Source organism: Schinkia acidoalkalinis (genome assembly GCF_054301215.1).
The window spans coordinates 990,886-1,012,945 of record NZ_CP182573.1 but is presented as its reverse complement, the minus strand read 5'-3'; the positions used below and the strand labels follow the sequence as shown (position 1 = coordinate 1,012,945).

Sequence of the window (22,060 nt, the reverse complement as noted above, 5' to 3'; positions counted from 1 at the left end):
ACCCCTATCCTGAGTAAAATCAAGATAAAAAATAGAAATCGGCGCATCCCGCCGATTTCATTTATTTCCACAGACAATTCTTCCCATTAGCTTCCAAACATATATTTTCGTGTTCTCGAGCGGACGTTTAAAACGATGCCAACGGAAATCATGGTCGTAAGTAAGGAGCTACCGCCGTAACTAATGAATGGAAGTGTTATTCCAGTGATGGGCATTAATTGAATAGTCATACCAATATTTTCGAACACTTGAAACGTAATCATACCAATCACACCAGTACATAAATAACTTCCATATGGATCATGACTTTCCAGTGCGGTATGAATCATTCTATAAACCAATAGGAAAAATAACGAAATAAGAATACTTGCGCCAATAAAACCAAATTGTTCACCAATTACCGCAAAAATGAAATCGGTTTGTGCCTCAGGAAAATAAACCTGGCCATTAAATAATCCTTTTCCCTCTAGTTGTCCGGAGCCAATGGCCAGCATCGCTTTGACTAATTGAAAACCGTAACTACTGGCAAATTCATGTGGTGCAAGCCAACCATAAAAGCGATTCATTTGGTGCGCCTTAAGAACGTATGTTGTTATAAACTCCGGACTTTTAAAGTAAATAAATACTAAAAGTCCTATAAAGGAAACGACAGAAGCTGCTAATCCGAATATAATCCGCCATCTTATGCCTGACACTAAAAGAAGAGAACCCAGGACCGCCGCGACCACGATAGCAGTTCCTAAATCAGGTTGCTTTAGAATTAACAATAAAGGAGGCGCAGTTACAGCAAGCAACTTTCCTAATAAAATAAAATCTTCTCGTAGGGTGCGATGATCTGGATAAGTTTCATTATGTTTTACAATAATTTCACTAAGTAAAATGATTAGAAAGATTTTCATTAATTCAGCTGGTTGAAAATTTCCGATGACAGGCAATACATACCAACTGACAGCTCCATTAATATCTGGTGCCAATTTCGATGGTCCGAGCACCTCAAGACCAAGTAACAGAATAAGACCAAAACCATACAAATACCATGAGAAATTTTTAAAGCGATCGAAGTCGATAATCATTGTAAGCCCAATTGCGATAAAGCCAATTACATACCACATCACTTGTTTACCTACAAAGTTCACATTTTGCAGTTTAGCAGGGAGTGATGGTTGAATACTATAAATTGCAATCAAACTGAATAATCCCAAAGCCAACACAATTAAGACAAGGGTGATATCTATTTTTTGATAAGGAGTTTTGTCCTTTTCTATTTCCATTGCAAATATTCCTTTCTAGATGCTTTTTCTTTTCCGAATGCATCAGCATCCTTTACTATCTTAACGAAATTTATCTAACTTGAAAAGTCGAAGAAACAGTTTGACAAATAAAAGGCATCATTTTACGATTAAAAAGGTTTTATCATGGTCGTTAATATAATAATGTAAAAAGGAGGAACACCCATATGCCAGACTACAAAAAGAAGCTGGATGAACAATTTGCTTCCTACCTTACAGAAGCCCTACAGAATCATGATATCGATGCTTTTCGGAAAGAATTTCTGGAAGTCCATCCATATGACCAAGCAAAGTTTTTTGTTAATCAGGAAAAAGAGGCTAGGCATCATATTTATTCTTATTTATCTCCAGCCGAACTGGCTGAACTATTTCATAATCTTGAAAGTGATGACCAGGAGAGTATTCTTCAGGAAATGGACCCTGCTTATATTGCGGATATGCTGGCCGAAATGTATGCCGATGATGCGGTTGACGTATTAAATGAGCTTGAAAAAGATCAAGTGGCCAACTACCTTACGATTATGGATGATGAAGCGGCCCAGGAAATAAAAGATTTACTTCATTATGAAGAAAAAACAGCAGGAAGTATTATGACAACTGAGTTTGTCGCGCTTTCGGCAAACCAGACGATTCGAAATGCAATGAAAATCTTAAAATCGGAAGCAGCAGAAGCTGAAACGATCTATTATATATATGTTATTGATGATGAAGAACGGCTTGTCGGTGTCTTGTCTTTGCGTGATTTAATTATTGCAGATGATGATAAACTTATTTCAGAAGTAATGAATGATCGAATCGTATCTGTTTCCGTAAGTGAAGATCAGGAAAACGTTGCTAAAATGATGCGGGATTATGATTTTTTAGCTGTTCCTGTTCTTGATTTTCAAAGGCATTTACTTGGAATCATCACCGTAGACGATATTATTGACGTCATCGACGAAGAGGCATCTGAAGATTATTCGAAACTGGCCGGTGTTCCGGACGTTGAGGATAACGATTATTCTGCCTTTTCTGCTGCTAGGAAACGCTTGCCTTGGCTTATTATCTTATTATTTCTTGGCATGTTTACAGCAAGCTTGATTGGTCGATTTGAAGAAACATTGAAAAAAGATTCAATCTTAGCTGTTTTTATCCCACTTATTGCCGGGATGGCCGGAAATACAGGGACACAAGCACTTGCTGTAGCTGTTCGGGGCATTGCCCTCGGCGAGATGAATCGCAACAGTAAGATACAAATGCTTCGAAAAGAGGTGGGCACCGGGCTAATTATTGGCATTATATGTGGAATACTAGTTATGATAGTAGTAGACGTATGGCAGCATAGTTTGGTATTGGGCTTCCTTGTTGGTATTTCTATTTTTGCAACACTGACTGTCGCTACAATGGCTGGTGCTCTAGTACCGTTAATTATGCATAAATTTAAAATCGACCCGGCAGTTGCCTCAGGACCGTTTATAACTACGTTAAATGACATAATCAGTATTTTAATCTATTTTGGCCTTGCAACACTTTTATTGAATTACTTGATTTAGGGAGGTGTGGTTTTATAGGAGCACATGCATCTGTTTCATCTTTGGTTATTGTAATTATAGCTGCTTTTTTAACACCTATTCTGTTGCATCGCTTTAGGCTCAATTTTATGCCTGTTGTTGTTGCGGAGATTATTGTGGGACTCATCATTGGGGAAAGTGGTTTCCAAATTGTTCATCAAGATATGTGGTTGGAAACATTATCATTATTAGGATTTATCTTTTTAATGTTCCTTAGTGGTGTAGAAATTGATTTTTCGGCGTTCGCTGGTGGTAAAAAGAAGGGGAAAATGACTGGCAATGCATTTGTTCTTGCTTCAACGTATTTTATTGGGATTTTTATAGTATCCTTTTTGTTATCCCTTCTCTTTGTTTGGGCTGGATTTATAGACAATGCACTCTTAATGACGTTGATTATTTCCACGATCTCATTAGGTGTAGTGGTACCGACATTGAAAGAAGAACAAATTATGAAAACAACAATCGGCCAAACCATTCTATTAGTAGCGGTCATCGCTGATTTGGTAACAATGGTATTGTTGGCCGTATTTGTTTCAATGTATAGCGAGAGTCAAGGAAATACTTGGCTTCTCTTGATTTTATTTGGTGCGGGTGTTTTTCTGTATTTTATTGGAAAGTATTTCAGGAATCAATCATTTTTGGAAACAATGTCAAAAGGTACGATTCAAATTGACACAAGAGCAGTATTTGCTCTCATTATTTTTTTAGTTGCATTATCAGAATCGATTGGAGCCGAAAATATTCTAGGTGCGTTTTTAGCAGGCGCGCTTGTTTCATTGTTATCACCAAATCCAGAGATGGTTCATAAATTGGATTCGTTTGGATATGGCTTCCTTATCCCCATCTTTTTTGTGATGATTGGTGTTAAGTTGGATATATGGGCCTTATTTAATGACCCAAAAACATTGCTGTTAATTCCCCTATTACTTGTTGCCTTGTTTATATCAAAGCTATTACCGGCTGTAGTATTAAGAAAATGGTACGACTGGAGGACCATTTTTGCCTCAGGATTTTTATTAACATCGACGTTATCTCTTGTCATTGCTGCAGGGACAATTGGCGAAAGAATTGGCGTGCTTACAACCCAGGAATCTGGGGCGCTAATACTAGTTGCCGTTATTTCATGCATCATTTCACCAATTTTGTTTAAAAAGCTATTTCCCAAGCAACCAGAAATCTTTCAAAAGACAAAGGTCGTTTTTATTGGTGCCAATCAAATGACATTGCCGGTAACAAGAGAGCTGGATCCGGATTATTATGAAACATTTATTTATCATATGAAGCAGGAAAAGATTGATAAACAAGTTTCAAACCCAGTATTTCATATTGTTGAAATTGAAAATTATACGATTCAAACCCTTGAAAGCCATCACGTATTTGAGGGGGATATTTTAGTTTTATTTACTGGTGATGAGGCAAAAAATGCGGAAATTGGGATTTATGCCAAGGAACATTATGGGGTAGAGCGTGTTATTGCGAGGGCTGAGTCCCCAGTTTATGATAAGCTTTTACGTAACCATAACATTGACATCCTATCCGTGTTCTTTTCAGCAAAAACATTATTAAAAGCACTAATCGAGACTCCAAGTGTTATTACGATTTTCACGAAAGAAGAAAGTGCACTCCATCAAATTAATATGAAAAATCCTAATTATCATGGTGTTTTGCTTAGAAACTTTCCTTTTACAGGGGATGTCATCATTGTTCGCGTATTTCGCGAAACAGATTCCATCGTCCCGCATGGGGATACTGAATTAAGGCTAAATGATCGATTAATTGTTACGGGTTCAAGGGAGTATGTAGATGAATTACGTATGGTATTCGAGCATGGTGATTAGGTTTTGAAGGAATTTGCTGCTGAAAATCGAATTATTATAATATAATCAGTAGCCTGGTATCAGGCTACTATAAGGAGGAGTATCTATATGCTGTCATTGCAAGGACGTACATATGTTGTTATGGGGGTAGCGAATAAGAGAAGTATTGCCTGGGGAATTGCCCAATCTTTACATAAGGCCGGGGCGCGATTAGTTTTTACATATGCAGGTGAGCGTTTGGAAAGTAACGTTCGTGAATTAGCAGAGTCATTGGAACGACAAGATTCAATCGTTCTACCGTGTGATGTGACAAGTGACGAAAATATTGCACAAGCCTTTTCGCAAATTAAAGAAGAAATAGGTACGATTCATGGTATAGCCCACTGTATTGCGTTTGCAAAAACGGAAGAATTAAAGGGCGAATATATGAATACGACAAGAGACGGATTTCTGCTTGCCCAAAATATCAGCTCCTATTCCTTAACGGCAGTTGCTAAAGCTGCAAAAGATTTAATGACAGAAGGCGGTAGCATAGTAACCTTAACCTATTTGGGCGGTGAAAAGGTCATCACAAATTACAATGTTATGGGTGTTGCGAAGGCCTCTTTAGATGCTAGTGTTAAATATCTAGCAAGCGACCTTGGCAAGTATGGGATTAGAGTAAACTCCATTTCAGCCGGACCAATCAGAACGCTGTCATCAAAAGTTATTGGTGATTTTAATACGATATTAAAAGAAATTGAAGAAAGGGCACCGCTCCGTCGGACAACAACTCCTGAAGAGGTGGGAGACACTGCGTTGTTCTTATTTAGTGATTTATCTAGAGGAATTACCGGTGAAAATATCCATGTAGATTCAGGTTATCATATCATGGGCTACTAAAAACAAAAAGTACTTTACCGCATCTTGCTGACATTGCTGACAGATGTGGTAAAGTACTTTTTTTAAAAAAAGTGGGCACGATACATAATTTAAAAGCATAAGATAGCTACGAGATTACAAGTATGGGGAGGGATCAAAATGAGAAAAAATATTAATGATACAACAAGTAAACCTCTAATGTATATTTCGCAGCCAATTTATCCAACAGCAAAGCCCAAAATGCAGCAATCTTATGTGATGAAACCAGGAACACCTGTCATGAAACCAGGATCTCTTGGAGTCACACATGGAACTCCAAAAAATGATAAAACGACTATTTCTCCAATTTCTGAAAATAAAGTCGAAGAACAAAAAGTACCGATAGAATCACTGATGGAGGAAAATGTTGTACCTTTAAAAAAACTGCCTGAAGTTAATATTGAAGCTAAACCGGATCCTATTGAAATTATAGATGAAGAAAAACCAGTTAAAAGTAGTATAACAGAAAGAGTAAAATCGAAGCGAAAAAAAAAGATCCTAGTAAAGAGAGCAAAACTAATCAAAAATATGGAAGAAGAAAAACCGAAACCGATTGAGGTTGAATTGGTTCAAAAACCAATAGAACAGACGGAGGAGGATATACCAAAACCGGTTGCGTCGGATGATTTACAACAAACACCGGCTGTTACGATTGAAAAGGGTCAAGCGAACGTAGTTGAAAATATAGGAGAAGATAAAGTGAAACTAGTTGAGCAGATTTTAAGTAACAAGATAATGGAGAAGAAGCCGGAACAGGTTGAAAATCAAATAGAAAATATTATCAGGCCTTTAGAGCAGCTTCTTAAAGAAAAGTTACCTGCATTAGAAGACATTATTGTAGGGAAACCAGTACACATTCAAAACAAATTAGTTTTAGAAAACCAATTACAAGCAAATTTAGAGCCTCTAGTTCCCGAAGTTGAAGAACCTCCAAAACGGAAAAAAAGCGCAGCGGCTACATTTGGTATAAATTCAAGTATCGAAAAGGGAAGAAAAGCAATTGCCGTACCAAAAAAGAAAAATACTTTCACAAACATTCATCAGCAAATACAGGAACAAAAAATGTTAAAACAGAAAAAGAAATTAGAACAAGATCTACAGGTGCTAAACACTCAAAATCATGAAAATTGGGAAGAACATAGGCAACCGCGAATCCTTGAGCAACCGCAAGACTTTAGACAACCGCGGATTATAGAACAACAACCGGAATATAGGCAACCGTGGATTGTGGAACAACCACAACCGGTGGAGTACAGACAACCACGAAACATAGAACAATTACCTGTATTTGAACAGCTGCAAGCATTAAGGCAACAATCAGAGCAAGAACAACTACAAGAAATGGAGCCGCCACAATTCGATATACCATCGGTGCTTGAAGAGCTAGATGAAGCTAAACCTAAACGTGCAAAACAGTTCAAAGAGATGACGATTGAAGAGAAAGTTGATTATCTTGTCAATTTACCAGCTGCTGTACCGAAAATGAAATGCGAAATAAAAACGAATGACTTAACCATACAAGGAATTGTTGCCGGGTATACCAATGGGATTGTCCATGTAATGCAAAGAAGAAAGCCATATCGTGTAGAGATGAAAATTGAAGATATCGTTGCAATCAATCGCAAAAGCTTTTAACCTCAATATATTTTAAAACCAGGCTGCAACTATGTTGTAGTCTTTTTTTGTCCTATTAAAAGTAATTTCAAAAATAGGCTATTTATAGCAAACCAAAAAATCTTGGGATACATATTAATATAATACAGATGCAGATGTACCTTAGGTACGAATATCATTAGGGAGGATATATAACATGGAAAATACAATGAATAGTTCATATTTAACAACAATGGTTGGAAGGGAAGTAAAGGCTTATAAAGCAGGACCGGAAGCATGGAATGGATTATTGTTAGCAGTGAGACCTGACTTTATTATGCTTTACAATGAAAAAGATGGCTTTATATATTATAAAACAAAGCATATTAAAAGCGTTGTTGTAGATTCTAAAACGAATTCAATGGAAACAATGACATCTGATGGTGGGGAAGAGGATCAGGGCAGCTTTCAAGAATTACTTGAAAGTTTAATCAATGAACATGTGAAAATTAATCGGGGCGGCCCTGATTCAAGGAAGGGTAGATTACTAGCCGTTACTGACGATTACTTAGTCCTCCATGAACCGAAGGATGGGGTTGTTTATTACAATCTTGATCATATCAAAGGTGTGAGTGTAAAAGTGGAAGGAAATGCTGACCACAAGAAAGAGAATGAAGACAGCAACGAAGAAAATGAAAATAAAGCAGAAGTACGTGAGGAAGATATTGAAACATCATTTATAGATGACGGTGGATTTGATGAGCTCTTCGAACAACTGAAATATAGTTATGTCATTATTAATCGTGGGCCTGAAAGTGTGGAAGGCGTATTAGTTGATGCAAGTGACAGCCTTTTAATCTTAGTTGTTCGTGATGAAGTATTAAGAGTTAGTAAATACCATGTGAAGAGCATTAGACAAAAAAATCAATCTGAAAGTAATGAGAATAGTAACGAAAATAATAACCAGATTACTAGTTCCATTGTTGCTGATAAAAAGAAACAACAAGATCGAAAAAAAAGAAGATGAGTTCAAGCTCTTAAATGAGTGCATTGAAACTAAAAATCAGTGCACTCATTTAAGATTCAATTAAATATGGGTTCCTTACGAGGTGGGAAGGAGGAGGGAAATTGGAACTATTAAAGGACTTTATAAATGAACAAATCTATGTAGAAGTTTCGGGAAACATTATCCATAAGGGAATTTTGATTGCAACAGGTACAGATATCATTGTCATTTTTAATGGCAGGGACTTTTTGTATATTCCATCTATTCATATTCAGAAAATAAATAAAAAGGATGATGATTCACCCGATGTAGCTCCATTTGAAGGAATAATGGACGATTATTTAAACGAAACATTGTCATTTCGTAAAATATTAAATAATGCCAGAGGAGTATTTTCTGAAATAAATATTGCTAATTCACAATCAATCCATGGTTATGTTGTAAGCGTTATGAATAATTATGTTGTCTTTTTCTCGCCGGTATATAAGACGGTTTATGTATCCCTTCAGCATTTAAAATGGCTAACACCTTATCATCATCAACAGTCTCCATATGCCCTTTCCAGGGAGGATTTACCGATTAATCCATTTAGTATTCCGCTAGCTAGATCTTTTGAAGAACAGTTGAAAAAATTAATGAATCAAATTGTCGTTTTTGATTTGGGGCAGGACACTAATAAAATTGGTCAATTAAATGCTATTGAATATAATATTGTAAAATTAATTACGGCTAAACAAGTTCCATCCTTTGTGAATTTACGGCATATTAAAACAATCCATCTTCCAGGATAATACAAAAGAAGACTTCCAGTATTCTGGCAGTCTTTTTTTGCTTTCCTTATATTTTTTAGCATCAGTTGGAGTTGACTCCAAACTGATGCCCTAAAAGATAATTTCATTGTTATGCCAATGATACCGCTGGTAAGCAAGTAATGGCGCAGAAGCATGATAAATCAACTGTAATACAAATCCCTGTGCCGACAAGATCTTCAAGTTTTTGGCCGTTAATTTGATTGCAAGGATTTTCATCTTGATTATTCTTGTTGTTATTGCCACCGCCACCGCCTTGATTTTGACCGAAGGCTAATAACTCAATAACAGCGCAGCAGTCCTCATCGACAGTTTTTACCCGGAAGATAAAGCTTTCAATACACTCGAACTGTACGTTGTTTTGGTTGTTTTTATTTCGTAAGAAATCAATACCAAATCCTTTGAATGGCATTAAATCTTGACCATAAAGAATGAAAGGTACTGTATTTAGATCATTGGCTGCGGCTGGATCCAGCAAGCTTTCAATTGATCTTTCACAGCTCACATCACAAACGTTTTCGATGACTTCATTTTGTGCCTCAGCAATAGCCCTTACGACATCACATACACAATTACTAGTCATTCCAGGGCGTTGATTACCTTTTCCACAACTCATACCCTCAACCTCTCCTTTTTACTTTTATATTTAATGACTATCGTCTCTAACAGAATATGTATGGGTGATTGTAGTGTGTGGGTAAATGACTATATTTTTTGGAATAAAATTAATGATGAATAAAGGGGTTTTCCACTAATAAAGGAAAAGTGGGTGAGTATGGCACTCACCCTTTATAATATGGCTATTTTTTATGGCAATGCCTGTGATTTTTGAAAATATCGTGAAGTTGCTCTTCGGTTGCATGCTCAACCATTGTTGGCTTGTGGCAGGAAATACTGCAAAAGCATTTGAGATCAACGGTTATACATGCGCCTGTTCCAACAAAACCGTTAAAATCAAAACAGCATGGGAATTCGAAATGTCCATTCTCTTTGAAGGTGTCCTGAAATGGTTCATCATCACACGTTGGCCATAATAGCTCCAATACTACACAACAGTTTTCTTTTACTTGTTTCACTTTAAAAAATGGACTGGCAATTATGCAAAAGTGGCCGTGCTCATTGTACACGGGTGCTTTTCCAAAAAATGTTTCACATCCACAATCCATTGAAAATGGGATTGTGTTTGCCGTTTGTTTATGTTTTGACCCAGAAAGGAGTTGCTGAATTGATTTTTCACAGCTTACTCTACAATCACAATGATCTGCCTCGACTTGGGCTTTGTGGATTTTCTTAATTGTTTCGCAAATACAATCCTCATCATTCTTCTTATGGTCGTGGTGTTCGTGGTGTTCGTGGTGTTCATGGTGCTCATGATGGTCATGGTGTCCGTGGGGATTGAACTGTTCGTGATAATTATGGTGCTTATGCTGGCTGTATTGCTCGTGCTGATTATTCAGCATGTGTTGACCGTATTCTTCCTCATGCTGCTCGCAGTGCACATGTTGTTCATACTGATCGTAGTGCTTGCGGCGTTTTTGACGTCTGGATTGATGAGTATGGCGTCCAGCATTCATACGTTGCGTTGGATTTTCTCTCTCGAAAGATTCTTGAAAACCAAATTCATTTAAATCAAAACCTCTCATGTAAATATACCCTCCGTTCTTTTATTAGACGATATTCTGTCTATATTAGAGTATGAAGGGTTGGAAAAGCTGTATGGGGAGTTGTCTACTTGTTCATGAAATGTAGCATTTAATTAGCATGATAATCGCCACTACCGTTTTTTGGAAAATAGTGAGTCTGCCTATACATATAGAGAGCATTGGCATATCGATAAAAAAAGTGTGATTTTGGAGTGTGAACAATGAAGTGGAAACGATAATCTTTATTGAGACAACAAAGTCAGGCTCCAGCAGGGAGGCTATTAAGGCCGCAAGAAGAATGGGGTATTCTGTTGTATTAATAACTGAAAGTAATAAATTTATGAGCCAACGTGATGAATTTACTGATGTACAGCAACTATTTTTTTTGAAACAAATAACGGAAGATGACGTTAGAGACGTGATCATAAAGCTGAAAGACCAAGGAGAAAGGATTGCAACAGTTATCAGCTTTGTAGACCCTTTTGTGTCAATGGCTGCACGTTTATCAAATGAGCTATGTAAATCCGACATATCTATAACGGCTATCAAGAAAATGGAGGATAAGTCAAAAACAAGGGAGGCATTAAAAAATAATGCATTAACTCCAATTTATAAAATATTTAAGCCATCAGATAATCTGCGGTCTTTTATAAATGATTTTGATTATAAATTCCCAGTCATTATTAAATCACCAGTCTCTAAAGCTTCAAAGGATGTTTATTTAGTTAATAATAGGCTTGAAATGGAAAATGTAATAAGGAAATTTCAAAGAATGTTTCCAAATAGGAAAATCTTGATTGAAGAATATTTAATTGGCCCTCAATATTTGGTTGAGGTGGTCGTCCATAAAGGTCTGGTCCATATCATTGCTATGATTAAACAAGAACTTACGAATAAAGCATCCAGATTTATCATAACTGGTTATGAGTTGCAGGTAAATGTAAGTGATCCATTGTATCAATCGTTACATGGAGCCGTTTCATCCATCATTCATGATTTAGGAGTAAGCAATGCTGGCTGCCATCTCGAATTAAGGTATGTAAACGATAATTGGAAGCTTATTGAAATAAATCCCCGCATTTCTGGCGGAGCTATGAATCGAATGATTGAAGAGGCTTTTGGAATTAATCTTGTTGAAGAAACGATTAAGCTTTTTCTAGGAGAAGAGCCGGCATTGGAAAGAAAATTCGAGAAAAATATTTACACTCACTATATTGTGATTGGCTCATATGGATGTCTGTTAAAGGTAACTGGTAAAAATAAAGCAGCCGCACAACCTGGGGTTCTTGAGGTTTATATAAAACCACGAAAAGGGTCTACGATGACACCTCCACTATCTATGGGGCACAGGTATGGTTACATCATGGCAACAGGAGATACAGCTGAGGAGGCGAAGATGAATGCGATGAAGGCTGCCCGGAATATTAAATTTTATTTGGAACCCATTTAGGAGTGAACTGAAAATAATCCTAATGTAAGCATTTGTCCCACACGTTTGTACCTCTTGGCTTATACAATATTATGAGATGATCTTATTTTTCCATTATGAGTGGGAGGGATGGTAAATGTATGGAAAAAGAAAATAATATTTGTATAGCCATGAAGAGGCTCCTAAAAGAACAGAAAATGATATCTGAGCGTGATATGGAATTTCAATTTATCCGTATGACCCCTACCCCTGATACAATTCCCTTTTTGTTATTCGGTAATAATTCTTGTAAGCCATTTTCAGCATTTTGTATCGATGAATATGGCTGTTTTAAGACCCATTTCTTCAGGTTGGAAAAGCTAAAAGAGGAAAAATGCTGTGCCACTTTATCGTTGCTTGAAGCGGTTGATATGGATGGATTACCAACGCTATTATGTGATGAAATCTATTCGTTGTTAAAAACAACATGCAGTATCACCGTTGATTTGAACTGCTTTTGTGTAATTAACCCATTATCTCCAGACCTTGTAAATAGAATCTTACCTAATATTGAGCCGAAGTAGGTTATGAGTTAGATAGAATAATTGCTTCTTGACTTGCCATTTATGGAAGTGGGAAATTACTGCAGAATATGGTTATTTTAAGAAAGGACCGAGCGGCTCTTATTGTAGGGCTGCTTTTTTGTGAAAATGCTAAAAATAGAAAAAGGCCGAACCTAAATAGCACTTCTTTTGTAAAAAAATATATTTGTAATATGAGAGGTTTATGGAAGATCATTTATCTATAACACACACAGGAAAGGGGTAATAAAATGGCGCGTAAATCTGGTTATCCTTTTGGAACGGCGGAGTGGAAAAAGGAAGCGGTGGATTGGTTATTTGAAGAAGGTTTATTGTCCGAAGAATATTGGAAAGAGCGAATTGAGGAACCTTTGCCACTATGGGCGCAGGCAGCTGTATACCAACGCTTATTCCAAAAGTGGAGGGGGGAGAGTCAAAAATAATGGTACGTGATTTTAAGTCTTATACAATTGCAGAATTTCAATCTTTCATTCAATCTGTGTCAATTAAAAGAAAAATAACCCATATTCAATTGCATCATACTTGGAAGCCAAGAAAATCCGATTATAGAGGTGAAGCAACCATTGCCGCGATGTGGCGGTATCATACTGAAACAAGAGGATGGCGTGATATTGGTCAACATTTTAGTGTGGCACCTGATGGACTTATCTGGGATGGACGCTCTCTAGAATTGGATCCTGCCGGAATTACTGGGTACAATTCAGGCGGGATTATGTTCGAAATGATAGGCAACTTTGATAATGGTGAAGAAAAGCTGGAGGGAATACAATTAGATGCTATTATCGCCGCAATTAGAGTACTGATTGATAAGTTTAAATTATCTTTACATGATGTTGTTTTCCATCGTGAACACTCACCAAAGACTTGTCCAGGGACTGGTATTACGAAGGATTGGTTTTTAAATGAGGTGAAAACTAGGCAAATAGCAGGAGAAGGGGCACATGCTGTGGGCTCAACTGCAGATAAAACAGTTGGCTCCTGGAAAAAAGCTGCTATTGATTGGTTGTATAAAGAGGGCTTATTATCAGACGAAGAATGGAATGGACAAATTGAAAAGGGATTGCCGCTTTGGGCTGAAGCGCTTGTATTAAAAAGGTTAAGTGAGAGGTTATGATTGATAGCCCTTTTGAATTTATTCTATTATGCTTAGCGACATTTCGACTCACCCGCTTGATGATCCATGATAAGGTTACTCGTTTTATTAGAAAACCATTTCATCGTGAGTATGAAGAGGTTTTGGAGGATGGAACGGTTGAAACGTATATTGAACTAAAAGGTACGGGAATTCAGAAATTTATAGGGGAATTATTAAGTTGTTATTGGTGTACAGGTATATGGTGTGCGGTGCTGCTATATGTAGGGTATTCGTATTTGGTAGATTATTTTTCTCCCATTATCGTAATCTTGGCGATTGCTGGCTGTGCTTCATTTTTAGAAGCTGTCCTTTTGAAAATGCTCGAATAATAGCTTTTTGCAATAGTTGGTCAACCTGCCCTTCCCCATTGCTTTTCCATTGAATAGAATACCCTATAATATCTATACTTCTGACGCAAGGAGGCTTTTTATGAATAAAAATAATAACTCAACCTCTACCAACAAAAAAAAGACATCAACTACGAAAAAGAAAAGTGGATGTGGTTGCGGAACTAATAAAAAGAAGTAAAGGTTTGCTTCGATAGTTTTTTGAAAGGACTCGGAAAAGGGAGTCCTTTTTTAATCTGAATAAGTATTATTTTTTCCAATTGCTTAGATTGTGAGATTGATATTTTTACGGTATAATATTCCATATAGAGAGCATTTCTATTCTAATTTTATTTTTTTAGAAGATGAAGCTAATGTTGGAAACGTTTGCATATATTTGACCGGGGGTGACGAGATGGAAAGAGGAATTATTTTCAAAGCCAAGACGGTTGATGAAGCTATTGAAAAAGGATTAAAACAGTTAGGTCAAACAAAAGAAGAGGTAACGATTGAGATATTGAAAAAAGGCAGAAAAGGAATATTATCTCTAGGCTCTCTGGATGCTGAAGTTCGAATATCAAGCAAAAGTAAGCCCGTTAAAAAGGAGACTACATTTGAATCAACAGATCGGGGGACAGCAAAAATAGGAAAAGTTTGGGTTGAAAATGGTGAAATTCATTGTAGCGACCCCGACGAAGGGGAACTATATGTTCATATACCAGCAACAATCCAGCTGTATAAAAATAATACGCTTATGAAAGAAAAAACCACGATTTCTGAAAAAGATAAGTTAAAACTTGAATTTAAGAAGGAAGAGATACCAACCAAATGGAGTATCGAACTAGCGAAAAATAAAGTAACAGCAACGATTAAAGTTATTCCAGGCAGCATATCCACATATGTCCTTCGCAATCAAAAGCCAGCATCTGAAATCACATTAGAAGCTACACAAGAAATTAACCCAAATTTAACATTAACAACAGTGGATATTCATGAGAAGTTAAAAAGCATGGGAGTTTCTTATGGAATCCAAGAGGAACAAATAGAGAAAGCATGTAGTACTGAAGTGAATGAACAATATATTATTGCACAAGGTGAGCCTCCGATTGAAGGAAAACATGGATGGTTAGAGTATAAAGTTTTAATAAATGAGGGAAAAAGATTTAAAGAGCGAGAGGATGGATCAATCGATTTTAGGGAAGGTAAGGATATTCCCTCTATTACAAGTGGGACAGACATTGCGATTATTCATGACCCAGTCCCAGGAAAGGAAGGAAAGGCTGTTACTGGGGAAAGTATACCACCGCAACCAGTTCTGCCTTTGCAGGTGAGAGTTGGAGATGGTGCTAAAATTATTGATAGTAAAATAGTAGCAACTTCAATGGGTAGACCATCGACACAGAAGCGGGGGAATATAGTCATTGTTAATGTTGTTCCAAAACTGGAGCATCAAGGTGATGTCAGCATGTCCTCAGGAAATATTAAATTCAATGGTGATATCCTAATTAGTGGGAACATTGAAGAACACATGGAAATTACAGCAATCGGTAATATAGAAGTAAAAGGTACAACAAGTGAGGCAAAACTAAAGGCAGGTCAATCTGCTATCCATTATAGTAATGTCATATCCAGTGAAATTATCGCAGGGAATATCGATAAAGCAGTTGTTGAAATAATAAAAGAAAATCAACTGCTTGAACTTTTGGATATACCTTGTGATTTAGGTGTGTCTGTCCAATCGCCTTCGGTGATGAATAGTTTTATTATTTCTTCAGGTGATGTGGTAATTACCAAACAAGGTTGTTATAACTGCACAATCTATGCCCTTGGAGCGATAGAGATAAATGGCTTCCTGCGCGGTGGAGGAGTTTTTGCAGGTCAAGGCGTTACGATAAATGAAGCCGGTAGTAAAGGGGGCACACCAACATTCATTACTGTTCCGCACGATCAAACGATCATCATTAAAAATGTATTTGCAGAAACTACGATTCAAATTGGAAAGAGAAGATATAAATTTACGAAGGATATGACAAATATCGTCGCACGAATAGATGAAGAAGGAGGACTTGCCATCCGCTGAAAGAAAAATACTTAAAATGTTAAAAAAAGATTGACTAGTATTTAATCATATATTTATACTGTGTGTAACGGGTTACATTCTTTTTTTTAGCTTCTGCTGTAACCGATTACACATTAAATGAATCTCAGGTGGTAATGTTGAGTACAATTAAAGATGTCGCAAAAGAAGCTGGGGTTTCTGTTGCGACGGTTTCGCGGGTAATAAATAATAACGGTTATGTCAATGAGGATACAAGAAAAAAGGTAATGGATGCTATTGACCAATTAAATTACAAGCCCAATGCTGTTGCAAGAAGCTTGTTTAAAAAGCAATCAAAAATGATTGGTCTTATTGTACCTGATATTACGAATCCTTTTTTTCCGCAGCTGGCCAGAGCTGTAGAAGATGTAACAAATCAAGCAGGTTATACACTTGTATTATGTAACTCGGATAGTGAAATACTAAAAGAGCAGGAATATATTGATGTTCTTAAACAGAAATATGTAGATGGTTTTATTATCGTCACAAGTACTTTACAAAAGGAACATATTGAAGGTATCGGAGTCCCAATCGTAGCCCTAGACCGGCCGATTGATGATTCAACGCCAACTGTAGGTGTAGATAATTATGAAGGTGCACGTGCGGCAACTAGGTTTTTAATCGACAAGGGATGTAAAAAAATTGCTCATGTCCGCGGACCCTACAATGTATTAAACGCTGATGCACGCTGTCTGGGGTTTGTAGATGAAGTTCAGGAATTGCCATGGTTTCAACCAGATTTAATCGTAAATGGGGAATTCAATTTACAAAAAACCACTCAGGTTATGAGAGCTTTGTTAACCATTTATCCGGACATCGATGGAGTCTTCGCCGGAAACGACCTAATGGCGATTGGAGTCCTTAAAGCTGCCGAGGAGTTGGGCAGAAAAGTTCCTGAAGATTTATCTGTGGTTGGCTTTGATGGAATAGTGCTTTCTGAAATCACCACACCGGAGTTAACAACGATGTCCCAGCCAATTTATGAGATTGGAACAACGGCAGCACAGATGCTCTTAGGAATTATTGAAGGAAAACCGTTACCTAAAAGCAATTATACATTCCCAGTGAAATTAATCGAACGAAAATCAACAAGATCATAGTGAGGTGTTTTGTGTGACTCAAAGTAAAATTGTTGTCATCGGCAGTATTAATATGGACTTGGTCACAAGTGCAAATATTTTTCCAAAGATTGGCGAAACCGTACTTGGCACTTCCTTTCTGACAATACCTGGTGGGAAAGGAGCCAATCAAGCCGTTGCCGCTGCAAGACTTGGCGCAGATGTAACTATGATTGGTTGTGTAGGCCAGGATTTATTTGGACAAGAACTCCTTAGTCATCTTAAACAGCAAGGGGTAAATGTAGATTGTGTGGAACCGGTTACAGGTTACCAAACAGGTACCGCTTCAATCACGATCGCCGAGGGGGACAATCATATCATTGTTGTACCTGGAGCAAATTATCAGGTGACACCAGAAATGGTAGCTAAATATGAAAATGCCATTTCGGATTGTCAGACAATGCTTCTGCAGCTTGAAATCCCAATGGCATCTGTGAAAAAAGCTATCGAACTTGGAAAAAAACATGGGCTGAAAGTGATCCTAAACCCAGCACCTTTTATGAAACTTTCTGAGGAAGTTTTAGAAAGCGTTGATTATATTACTCCAAATGAACTGGAGGTTATTGAGTTGCTTTCAGGGCTTCCCGAAGCACAAAAAAATCGCATGCTGGAAAAATGTATTATTACAAAGGGTTCAAAAGGGCTAACCTATGTAAAAGACGGACAAGAAATGAACATCGACTGTATTAAGGTTGATGTTGTGGATACAACTGGTGCAGGGGATTCTTTCAATGGAGCATTTGCGCTTGCCTTAACAGAAGGAAGAACGGTGGAGGAAGCATGTCGTTTTGCTAATGTCGTAGGAGCATTAAGCGTAACGAAGTTGGGTGCGCAAAGCGGTATGCCAACAATCCTAGAGGTGGAGCAGTTTTTAGACAGCATGAGAGGATGATACAACAATGAAAAAGAAAGGGATTTTGAACAGTCAAATTTCCGCCGTTTTAGCTGAACTAGGACATACTGATACAATTGTTATCGCCGATTGCGGTCTTCCCATTTCAAGCGGTGTTAAACGGATTGATATTGCTTTAAAATTCGGTACACCCGGCTTTGTCGAGACATTAGCAGCAGTAATAGATGACATGGAAGTTGAACAGATAACGCTTGCAAATGAAATTTGTACTAAAAATGTAATAGTAAAACAAGAAATAGAAAAACTATTACCAAATAAACCAACAACTTACGTTGATCATGAACAATTTAAACAATTAACTAAAAATGCTAAGGCCATTATCCGCACAGGTGAGACGACACCTTATGCGAATATAATTTTACAGGCTGGGGTGATTTTTTAATGGAAACAACAAAGCAACCCCTTATTGAAATGAAACAAATTAGCAAGGGTTTTTCAGGAATTAAAGTTTTGGAAAATGTAGATTTTGAACTAATGCCGGGAGAAATTCATGCCCTTATGGGGGAGAATGGTGCTGGGAAATCCACATTAATCAAAGTATTAACGGGCATTTATCAACGTGATTCCGGCACGATTATTGTAAAGGGAAATGAAGTAAACTTTTCAGGTCCTAAAGAGGCGGAAAAGTCAGGTGTTGCTGTAATCCATCAAGAGCTTAATATTATTCCCAATTTAACAGTAACGGAAAATATGTTTTTAGGAAAAGAATTAACTAGTGGCTTTGGTGTCTTGAAGACGAAGGAAATGAAGGAAAAAACAGCAGAATACATCAATCGCCTTGGTGTGACGATTGATCCGGATATCGAGGCAGGACAGCTTTCTGTTGGACAACAGCAAATGATTGAAATTGCAAGAGCAGTTGCCGCCAATACAGAAGTGCTGATTATGGATGAGCCGACAGCTGCCTTAACGGAACGTGAGATTGAAGTGCTGTTCAAAGTGATTAACGGTTTACGTGCAGATGGTGTTGGTATCGTTTATGTTTCACACCGAATGGAAGAAATTTTTGCGATATGTGATCGAATTTCTGTTCTAAGAGATGGCCAATTTATAGGCACAAAACAAATCAAAGAAACTGATTTTGATGAGATTGTTCGCATGATGGTAGGGAGACAGCTAGGCGAACGTTTTCCTGAAAGAACCGTAAGCCCCGGTGAGGAGCGCTTAAAGGTAGAAGGTTTTACAAGTACAGGGCATTTCGAAAATATATCGTTTTCCGTTCAAAAAGGGGAGATTCTTGGTGTTGCTGGTTTAATGGGCGCCGGTAGAACTGAAATTATGGAAGCCTTGTTTGGATACAGACACAAACAACAAGGCAAAGTATATATTGATGGCAAAGAAGTGAATATTAAAACGCCTTATGATGCTATCCATTCAGGTATTGGTTTTATAACAGAGGACCGTAAAGACGAAGGTTTGGTTTTGGACTTATCTGTTCGCGAAAATTTCCTACTCCCTAATTTGTCAAGGTTTTCTAAACAGGGAATTATTTCAGCTAAAGAAGAGCACGAATTTGTCAATGAAATGATTGAGAAACTCCATGTCAAAACCTCGGGGGCTGAACAAGCTGTTAAATCACTAAGCGGAGGGAATCAGCAAAAAATTGTCATTGGAAAATGGCTGGGGATTCAGCCGAAAATTTTGATTTTAGATGAGCCGACAAGAGGCGTGGATGTCGGTGCTAAGAAAGAAATTTATAACATTATGAATGAATTAACAGAACAAGGTGTTGCCATTATAATGGTCTCTTCTGAATTGCCGGAGATCTTAGGGATGAGTGATCGAATCATGGTGATTCATGAAGGGAAAATCAGGGCTATTCTTAACCGTGATGAGGCGAGTCAAGAAAAGATTATGCAAGCGGCAACGGGAGGGAAGGAAAATGAATAATTCAAAAGTTTCGGGTGTCTTACAGAAACTAGGTTCGCTTATTGGTCTAGTTCTTCTTATCGTTGTTTTGGCGATATTAAGTCCTAATTTTTTATCATTAAATAATATCTTAAACGTGTTACGTCAAGTATCCATTAATGCCTTAATTGCCTTTGGTATGACCTTTGTCATCTTAACCGGCGGCATTGACTTATCTGTAGGGTCCATTTTGGCTTTATCAGCTGCATTAACAGCAGGCTTTATTTCCGGCGGTATGGATCCTATATTAGGGATGGTCATTGGCTTACTTGCTGGTGCTTTAATGGGGGCTTTCAATGGACTTATTATTACCAAAGGAAAAGTGGCTCCATTTATTGCTACACTAGCAACGATGACTATTTTTCGTGGTTTGACACTTGTTTATACAGATGGAAAGCCAATTACAGGGCTTTCTGATAGCGCTTCATTCGTGCTAATGGGAAGAGGCTACTTCTTTGGTATTCCTGTTCCTGTTATTTGGATGCTTCTAAGCTTTTTCGTTCTTTTCTTTATCTTAAAGAAAACAACGTTTGGACGCAGAGTTTATGCAATCGGCGGTAATGAAGAGGCAGCAATCTTATCCGGAATTAAAGCCAATCGAGTAAAAATTTGGGTTTATTTAATTACTGGGCTCTTGTCAGCTTTAGCTGGAATTATTTTAACGTCACGTCTTAATTCTGCACAGCCTACAGCTGGAGCAGCGTATGAATTAGATGCAATTGCAGCTGTCGTCCTTGGTGGAACAAGCCTATCAGGAGGAAGAGGTTGGATTTTCGGTACAATAATAGGTGCCCTGATTATTGGGGTTTTAAATAATGGTTTAAACCTATTAAATGTTTCATCATTTTATCAACAAGTTGTTAAGGGAGGTGTCATTCTTTTAGCCGTATTGTTGGATCGAAAAAAAGCAGCATAATGGAACGAATACACCAATAATAAAGGAGGAATTTTTAGATGAAGAAAAATTGGTTAAAAGTGCTTTTGCTAGCTGCATTTAGTATGATTTTAGTTGCGGGTTGTTCAACACAAGCACCAGGAACAAAGTCAGATAAAGCTACAGAAGGCAATAATCAGGCTACTGATGCTAATAAGAAAGATATTAAGATTGGCCTTTCTATTTCCACATTAAATAATCCATTCTTTGTAACGCTTAAAGATGGTGCAGAGAAGGAAGCTAAAAATGAAGGTATTCAAATTACAACGATTGACGCGCAAAATGATCCTGCAAAGCAAACAAGTGACGTCGAGGATTTAATTCAGCAAGGCGTAGATGCATTAATTATTAACCCAACTGACTCATCTGCTATTGTGGCTGCAATTGAATCAGCTAATAATGCAGGTATTCCTGTTATTACTGTTGACCGCAGTGCAGAGGGTGGAGAAGTTGTTTCTCATATTGCTTCCGATAATGTTGCCGGAGGTAAAATGGCTGGCGAATTTATTCTTAAACAACTTGGCAACAAAGGAAAGATTGTTGAATTAGAAGGTATTCCTGGATCTTCTGCAGCACGTGAACGTGGAGAAGGATTCCATAGCGCGGTTGATGGTGTTGACGGCGTAGAAGTTATTGCAAAACAGGCTGCTGATTTTGACCGTGCCAAAGGTTTAACAGTTATGGAAAACATTCTACAAAGTAATAAGGATATCCAAGCTGTTTTTGCTCATAATGATGAGATGGCTCTAGGAGCATTAGAAGCTATTACTGCTGCAGGTCTAAAAGATGTTGTAGTAGTTGGATTTGACGCAACAGATGATGCTGTTAAAGCTGTTCAAGAGGGAAGAATGGCAGCTACAGTTGCCCAAAAACCAGATCAAATTGGTGAAAAAGGTGTGGCAACAGCTGTTTCTGTAGTAAAAGGTGAAAAAGTAGAAAAATTCATTCCAGCTGATTTAGAATTAATTACAAAATAATGCTGGGTATAAAAAGTGCCAGAAGCTAGAATTC

The 22,060-nt window shown here is 37.5% G+C and carries 21 protein-coding genes; 18 read left to right on the top strand and 3 right to left on the bottom strand.

Annotated elements, in window-relative coordinates; all coding sequences use genetic code 11:
- Positions 1–86 precede the first annotated feature (86 nt).
- The gene (locus ACNQFZ_RS05215; protein ID WP_458414291.1) at positions 87–1,271 is read right to left on the bottom strand and encodes an FtsW/RodA/SpoVE family cell cycle protein; all 1,185 of its coding nucleotides are present in this window, start codon (positions 1,269–1,271) and stop codon (positions 87–89) included.
- Between the two features lie 185 nt (positions 1,272–1,456).
- Here ACNQFZ_RS05215 and mgtE point away from each other — a divergent pair, with 185 nt between their 5' ends.
- The 6 genes from mgtE to ACNQFZ_RS05185 all read left to right on the top strand — a co-directional run bounded on the left by mgtE (position 1,457) and on the right by ACNQFZ_RS05185 (position 8,946).
- Positions 1,457–2,821 carry a magnesium transporter gene (gene mgtE, locus ACNQFZ_RS05210; protein ID WP_458414290.1) on the top strand — a complete coding sequence of 455 codons (1,365 nt, stop codon included), beginning with the start codon at positions 1,457–1,459 and terminating at the stop codon, positions 2,819–2,821.
- Positions 2,822–2,835: 14 nt separating this feature from the next.
- Positions 2,836–4,677 (top strand): cation:proton antiporter domain-containing protein, encoded by a 1,842-nt coding sequence (locus ACNQFZ_RS05205; RefSeq protein ID WP_458415316.1) that lies wholly within the window; start codon positions 2,836–2,838, stop codon positions 4,675–4,677.
- Positions 4,678–4,764: 87 nt separating this feature from the next.
- Positions 4,765–5,538 carry an enoyl-ACP reductase FabI gene (fabI, locus tag ACNQFZ_RS05200; RefSeq protein ID WP_458414289.1) on the top strand — a complete coding sequence of 258 codons (774 nt, stop codon included), beginning with the start codon at positions 4,765–4,767 and terminating at the stop codon, positions 5,536–5,538.
- A 138-nt stretch (positions 5,539–5,676) separates the two neighbouring features.
- On the top strand, positions 5,677–7,191 hold the full coding sequence (locus ACNQFZ_RS05195; RefSeq protein WP_458414288.1) for a CotO family spore coat protein: 1,515 nt from the start codon (positions 5,677–5,679) through the stop codon (positions 7,189–7,191).
- A 175-nt stretch (positions 7,192–7,366) separates the two neighbouring features.
- Positions 7,367–8,176, top strand: coding sequence for a hypothetical protein (locus ACNQFZ_RS05190; RefSeq protein WP_458414287.1), 810 nt, complete (start codon positions 7,367–7,369; stop codon positions 8,174–8,176).
- Between the two features lie 101 nt (positions 8,177–8,277).
- Positions 8,278–8,946 carry a DUF2642 domain-containing protein gene (locus ACNQFZ_RS05185; protein ID WP_458414286.1) on the top strand — a complete coding sequence of 223 codons (669 nt, stop codon included), beginning with the start codon at positions 8,278–8,280 and terminating at the stop codon, positions 8,944–8,946.
- A gap of 109 nt (positions 8,947–9,055) precedes the next feature.
- Here ACNQFZ_RS05185 and ACNQFZ_RS05180 read toward each other — a convergent pair whose 3' ends face one another.
- Both ACNQFZ_RS05180 and ACNQFZ_RS05175 read right to left on the bottom strand, forming a co-directional pair.
- Positions 9,056–9,580 carry a CotY/CotZ family spore coat protein gene (locus ACNQFZ_RS05180; RefSeq protein WP_458414285.1) on the bottom strand — a complete coding sequence of 175 codons (525 nt, stop codon included), beginning with the start codon at positions 9,578–9,580 and terminating at the stop codon, positions 9,056–9,058.
- A gap of 184 nt (positions 9,581–9,764) precedes the next feature.
- The gene (locus ACNQFZ_RS05175) at positions 9,765–10,607 is read right to left on the bottom strand and encodes a CotY/CotZ family spore coat protein (protein WP_458414284.1); all 843 of its coding nucleotides are present in this window, start codon (positions 10,605–10,607) and stop codon (positions 9,765–9,767) included.
- Between the two features lie 226 nt (positions 10,608–10,833).
- Here ACNQFZ_RS05175 and ACNQFZ_RS05170 point away from each other — a divergent pair, with 226 nt between their 5' ends.
- From ACNQFZ_RS05170 to rbsB, 12 genes are all read left to right on the top strand, one after another.
- Positions 10,834–12,057, top strand: a complete 1,224-nt coding sequence (locus tag ACNQFZ_RS05170) for an ATP-grasp domain-containing protein (protein ID WP_458414283.1) — start codon at positions 10,834–10,836, stop codon at positions 12,055–12,057.
- Positions 12,058–12,176: 119 nt separating this feature from the next.
- On the top strand, positions 12,177–12,599 hold the full coding sequence (locus ACNQFZ_RS05165; protein ID WP_458414282.1) for a CotY/CotZ family spore coat protein: 423 nt from the start codon (positions 12,177–12,179) through the stop codon (positions 12,597–12,599).
- A 248-nt stretch (positions 12,600–12,847) separates the two neighbouring features.
- Complete coding sequence (locus ACNQFZ_RS05160; RefSeq protein WP_458414281.1) at positions 12,848–13,039, top strand: hypothetical protein; 192 nt, start codon at positions 12,848–12,850, stop codon at positions 13,037–13,039.
- Positions 13,039–13,731: a peptidoglycan recognition protein family protein gene (locus tag ACNQFZ_RS05155; protein WP_458414280.1), complete on the top strand. Its 693-nt coding sequence runs from the start codon at positions 13,039–13,041 to the stop codon at positions 13,729–13,731. The genes ACNQFZ_RS05160 and ACNQFZ_RS05155 overlap by 1 nt, the downstream gene beginning before the upstream one ends.
- Entirely contained in the window at positions 13,728–14,081 is a 354-nt protein-coding gene (locus tag ACNQFZ_RS05150; protein ID WP_458414279.1) for a DUF1360 domain-containing protein, read from the top strand. The genes ACNQFZ_RS05155 and ACNQFZ_RS05150 overlap by 4 nt, the downstream gene beginning before the upstream one ends.
- Before the next feature lie 412 nt (positions 14,082–14,493).
- Positions 14,494–16,158: a flagellar assembly protein A gene (locus tag ACNQFZ_RS05145; RefSeq protein WP_458414278.1), complete on the top strand. Its 1,665-nt coding sequence runs from the start codon at positions 14,494–14,496 to the stop codon at positions 16,156–16,158.
- 137 nt (positions 16,159–16,295) lie between these two features.
- Positions 16,296–17,276, top strand: a complete 981-nt coding sequence (locus ACNQFZ_RS05140) for a LacI family DNA-binding transcriptional regulator (protein WP_458415315.1) — start codon at positions 16,296–16,298, stop codon at positions 17,274–17,276.
- A 13-nt stretch (positions 17,277–17,289) separates the two neighbouring features.
- On the top strand, positions 17,290–18,186 hold the full coding sequence (rbsK, locus tag ACNQFZ_RS05135; RefSeq protein ID WP_458414277.1) for a ribokinase: 897 nt from the start codon (positions 17,290–17,292) through the stop codon (positions 18,184–18,186).
- 7 nt (positions 18,187–18,193) lie between these two features.
- Positions 18,194–18,589 carry a D-ribose pyranase gene (rbsD, locus tag ACNQFZ_RS05130; RefSeq protein ID WP_458414276.1) on the top strand — a complete coding sequence of 132 codons (396 nt, stop codon included), beginning with the start codon at positions 18,194–18,196 and terminating at the stop codon, positions 18,587–18,589.
- Positions 18,589–20,097: a sugar ABC transporter ATP-binding protein gene (locus tag ACNQFZ_RS05125; protein ID WP_458414275.1), complete on the top strand. Its 1,509-nt coding sequence runs from the start codon at positions 18,589–18,591 to the stop codon at positions 20,095–20,097. Before rbsD ends, ACNQFZ_RS05125 begins: the two co-directional genes overlap by 1 nt.
- Positions 20,090–21,031 carry an ABC transporter permease subunit gene (locus ACNQFZ_RS05120; protein ID WP_458414274.1) on the top strand — a complete coding sequence of 314 codons (942 nt, stop codon included), beginning with the start codon at positions 20,090–20,092 and terminating at the stop codon, positions 21,029–21,031. The genes ACNQFZ_RS05125 and ACNQFZ_RS05120 overlap by 8 nt, the downstream gene beginning before the upstream one ends.
- A 38-nt stretch (positions 21,032–21,069) precedes the next feature.
- Positions 21,070–22,026, top strand: a complete 957-nt coding sequence (gene rbsB / locus ACNQFZ_RS05115) for a ribose ABC transporter substrate-binding protein RbsB (protein WP_458414273.1) — start codon at positions 21,070–21,072, stop codon at positions 22,024–22,026.
- Positions 22,027–22,060 lie beyond the last annotated feature (34 nt).

Coding starts and splice junctions, on each gene's coding strand:
- ACNQFZ_RS05155 (WP_458414280.1), top strand. CDS start 13,039: ATGGTACGTGATTTTAAGTCTTATACAATTGCAGAATTTCAATCTTTC.
- ACNQFZ_RS05195 (WP_458414288.1), top strand. CDS start 5,677: ATGAGAAAAAATATTAATGATACAACAAGTAAACCTCTAATGTATATT.
- fabI (WP_458414289.1), top strand. CDS start 4,765: ATGCTGTCATTGCAAGGACGTACATATGTTGTTATGGGGGTAGCGAAT.
- mgtE (WP_458414290.1), top strand. CDS start 1,457: ATGCCAGACTACAAAAAGAAGCTGGATGAACAATTTGCTTCCTACCTT.
- ACNQFZ_RS05125 (WP_458414275.1), top strand. CDS start 18,589: ATGGAAACAACAAAGCAACCCCTTATTGAAATGAAACAAATTAGCAAG.
- ACNQFZ_RS05120 (WP_458414274.1), top strand. CDS start 20,090: ATGAATAATTCAAAAGTTTCGGGTGTCTTACAGAAACTAGGTTCGCTT.
- rbsB (WP_458414273.1), top strand. CDS start 21,070: ATGAAGAAAAATTGGTTAAAAGTGCTTTTGCTAGCTGCATTTAGTATG.
- ACNQFZ_RS05180 (WP_458414285.1), bottom strand. CDS start 9,580: ATGAGTTGTGGAAAAGGTAATCAACGCCCTGGAATGACTAGTAATTGT.
- ACNQFZ_RS05190 (WP_458414287.1), top strand. CDS start 7,367: ATGGAAAATACAATGAATAGTTCATATTTAACAACAATGGTTGGAAGG.
- rbsD (WP_458414276.1), top strand. CDS start 18,194: ATGAAAAAGAAAGGGATTTTGAACAGTCAAATTTCCGCCGTTTTAGCT.
- ACNQFZ_RS05175 (WP_458414284.1), bottom strand. CDS start 10,607: ATGAGAGGTTTTGATTTAAATGAATTTGGTTTTCAAGAATCTTTCGAG.
- ACNQFZ_RS05165 (WP_458414282.1), top strand. CDS start 12,177: ATGGAAAAAGAAAATAATATTTGTATAGCCATGAAGAGGCTCCTAAAA.
- ACNQFZ_RS05215 (WP_458414291.1), bottom strand. CDS start 1,271: ATGGAAATAGAAAAGGACAAAACTCCTTATCAAAAAATAGATATCACC.
- ACNQFZ_RS05150 (WP_458414279.1), top strand. CDS start 13,728: ATGATTGATAGCCCTTTTGAATTTATTCTATTATGCTTAGCGACATTT.
- ACNQFZ_RS05145 (WP_458414278.1), top strand. CDS start 14,494: ATGGAAAGAGGAATTATTTTCAAAGCCAAGACGGTTGATGAAGCTATT.
- ACNQFZ_RS05160 (WP_458414281.1), top strand. CDS start 12,848: ATGGCGCGTAAATCTGGTTATCCTTTTGGAACGGCGGAGTGGAAAAAG.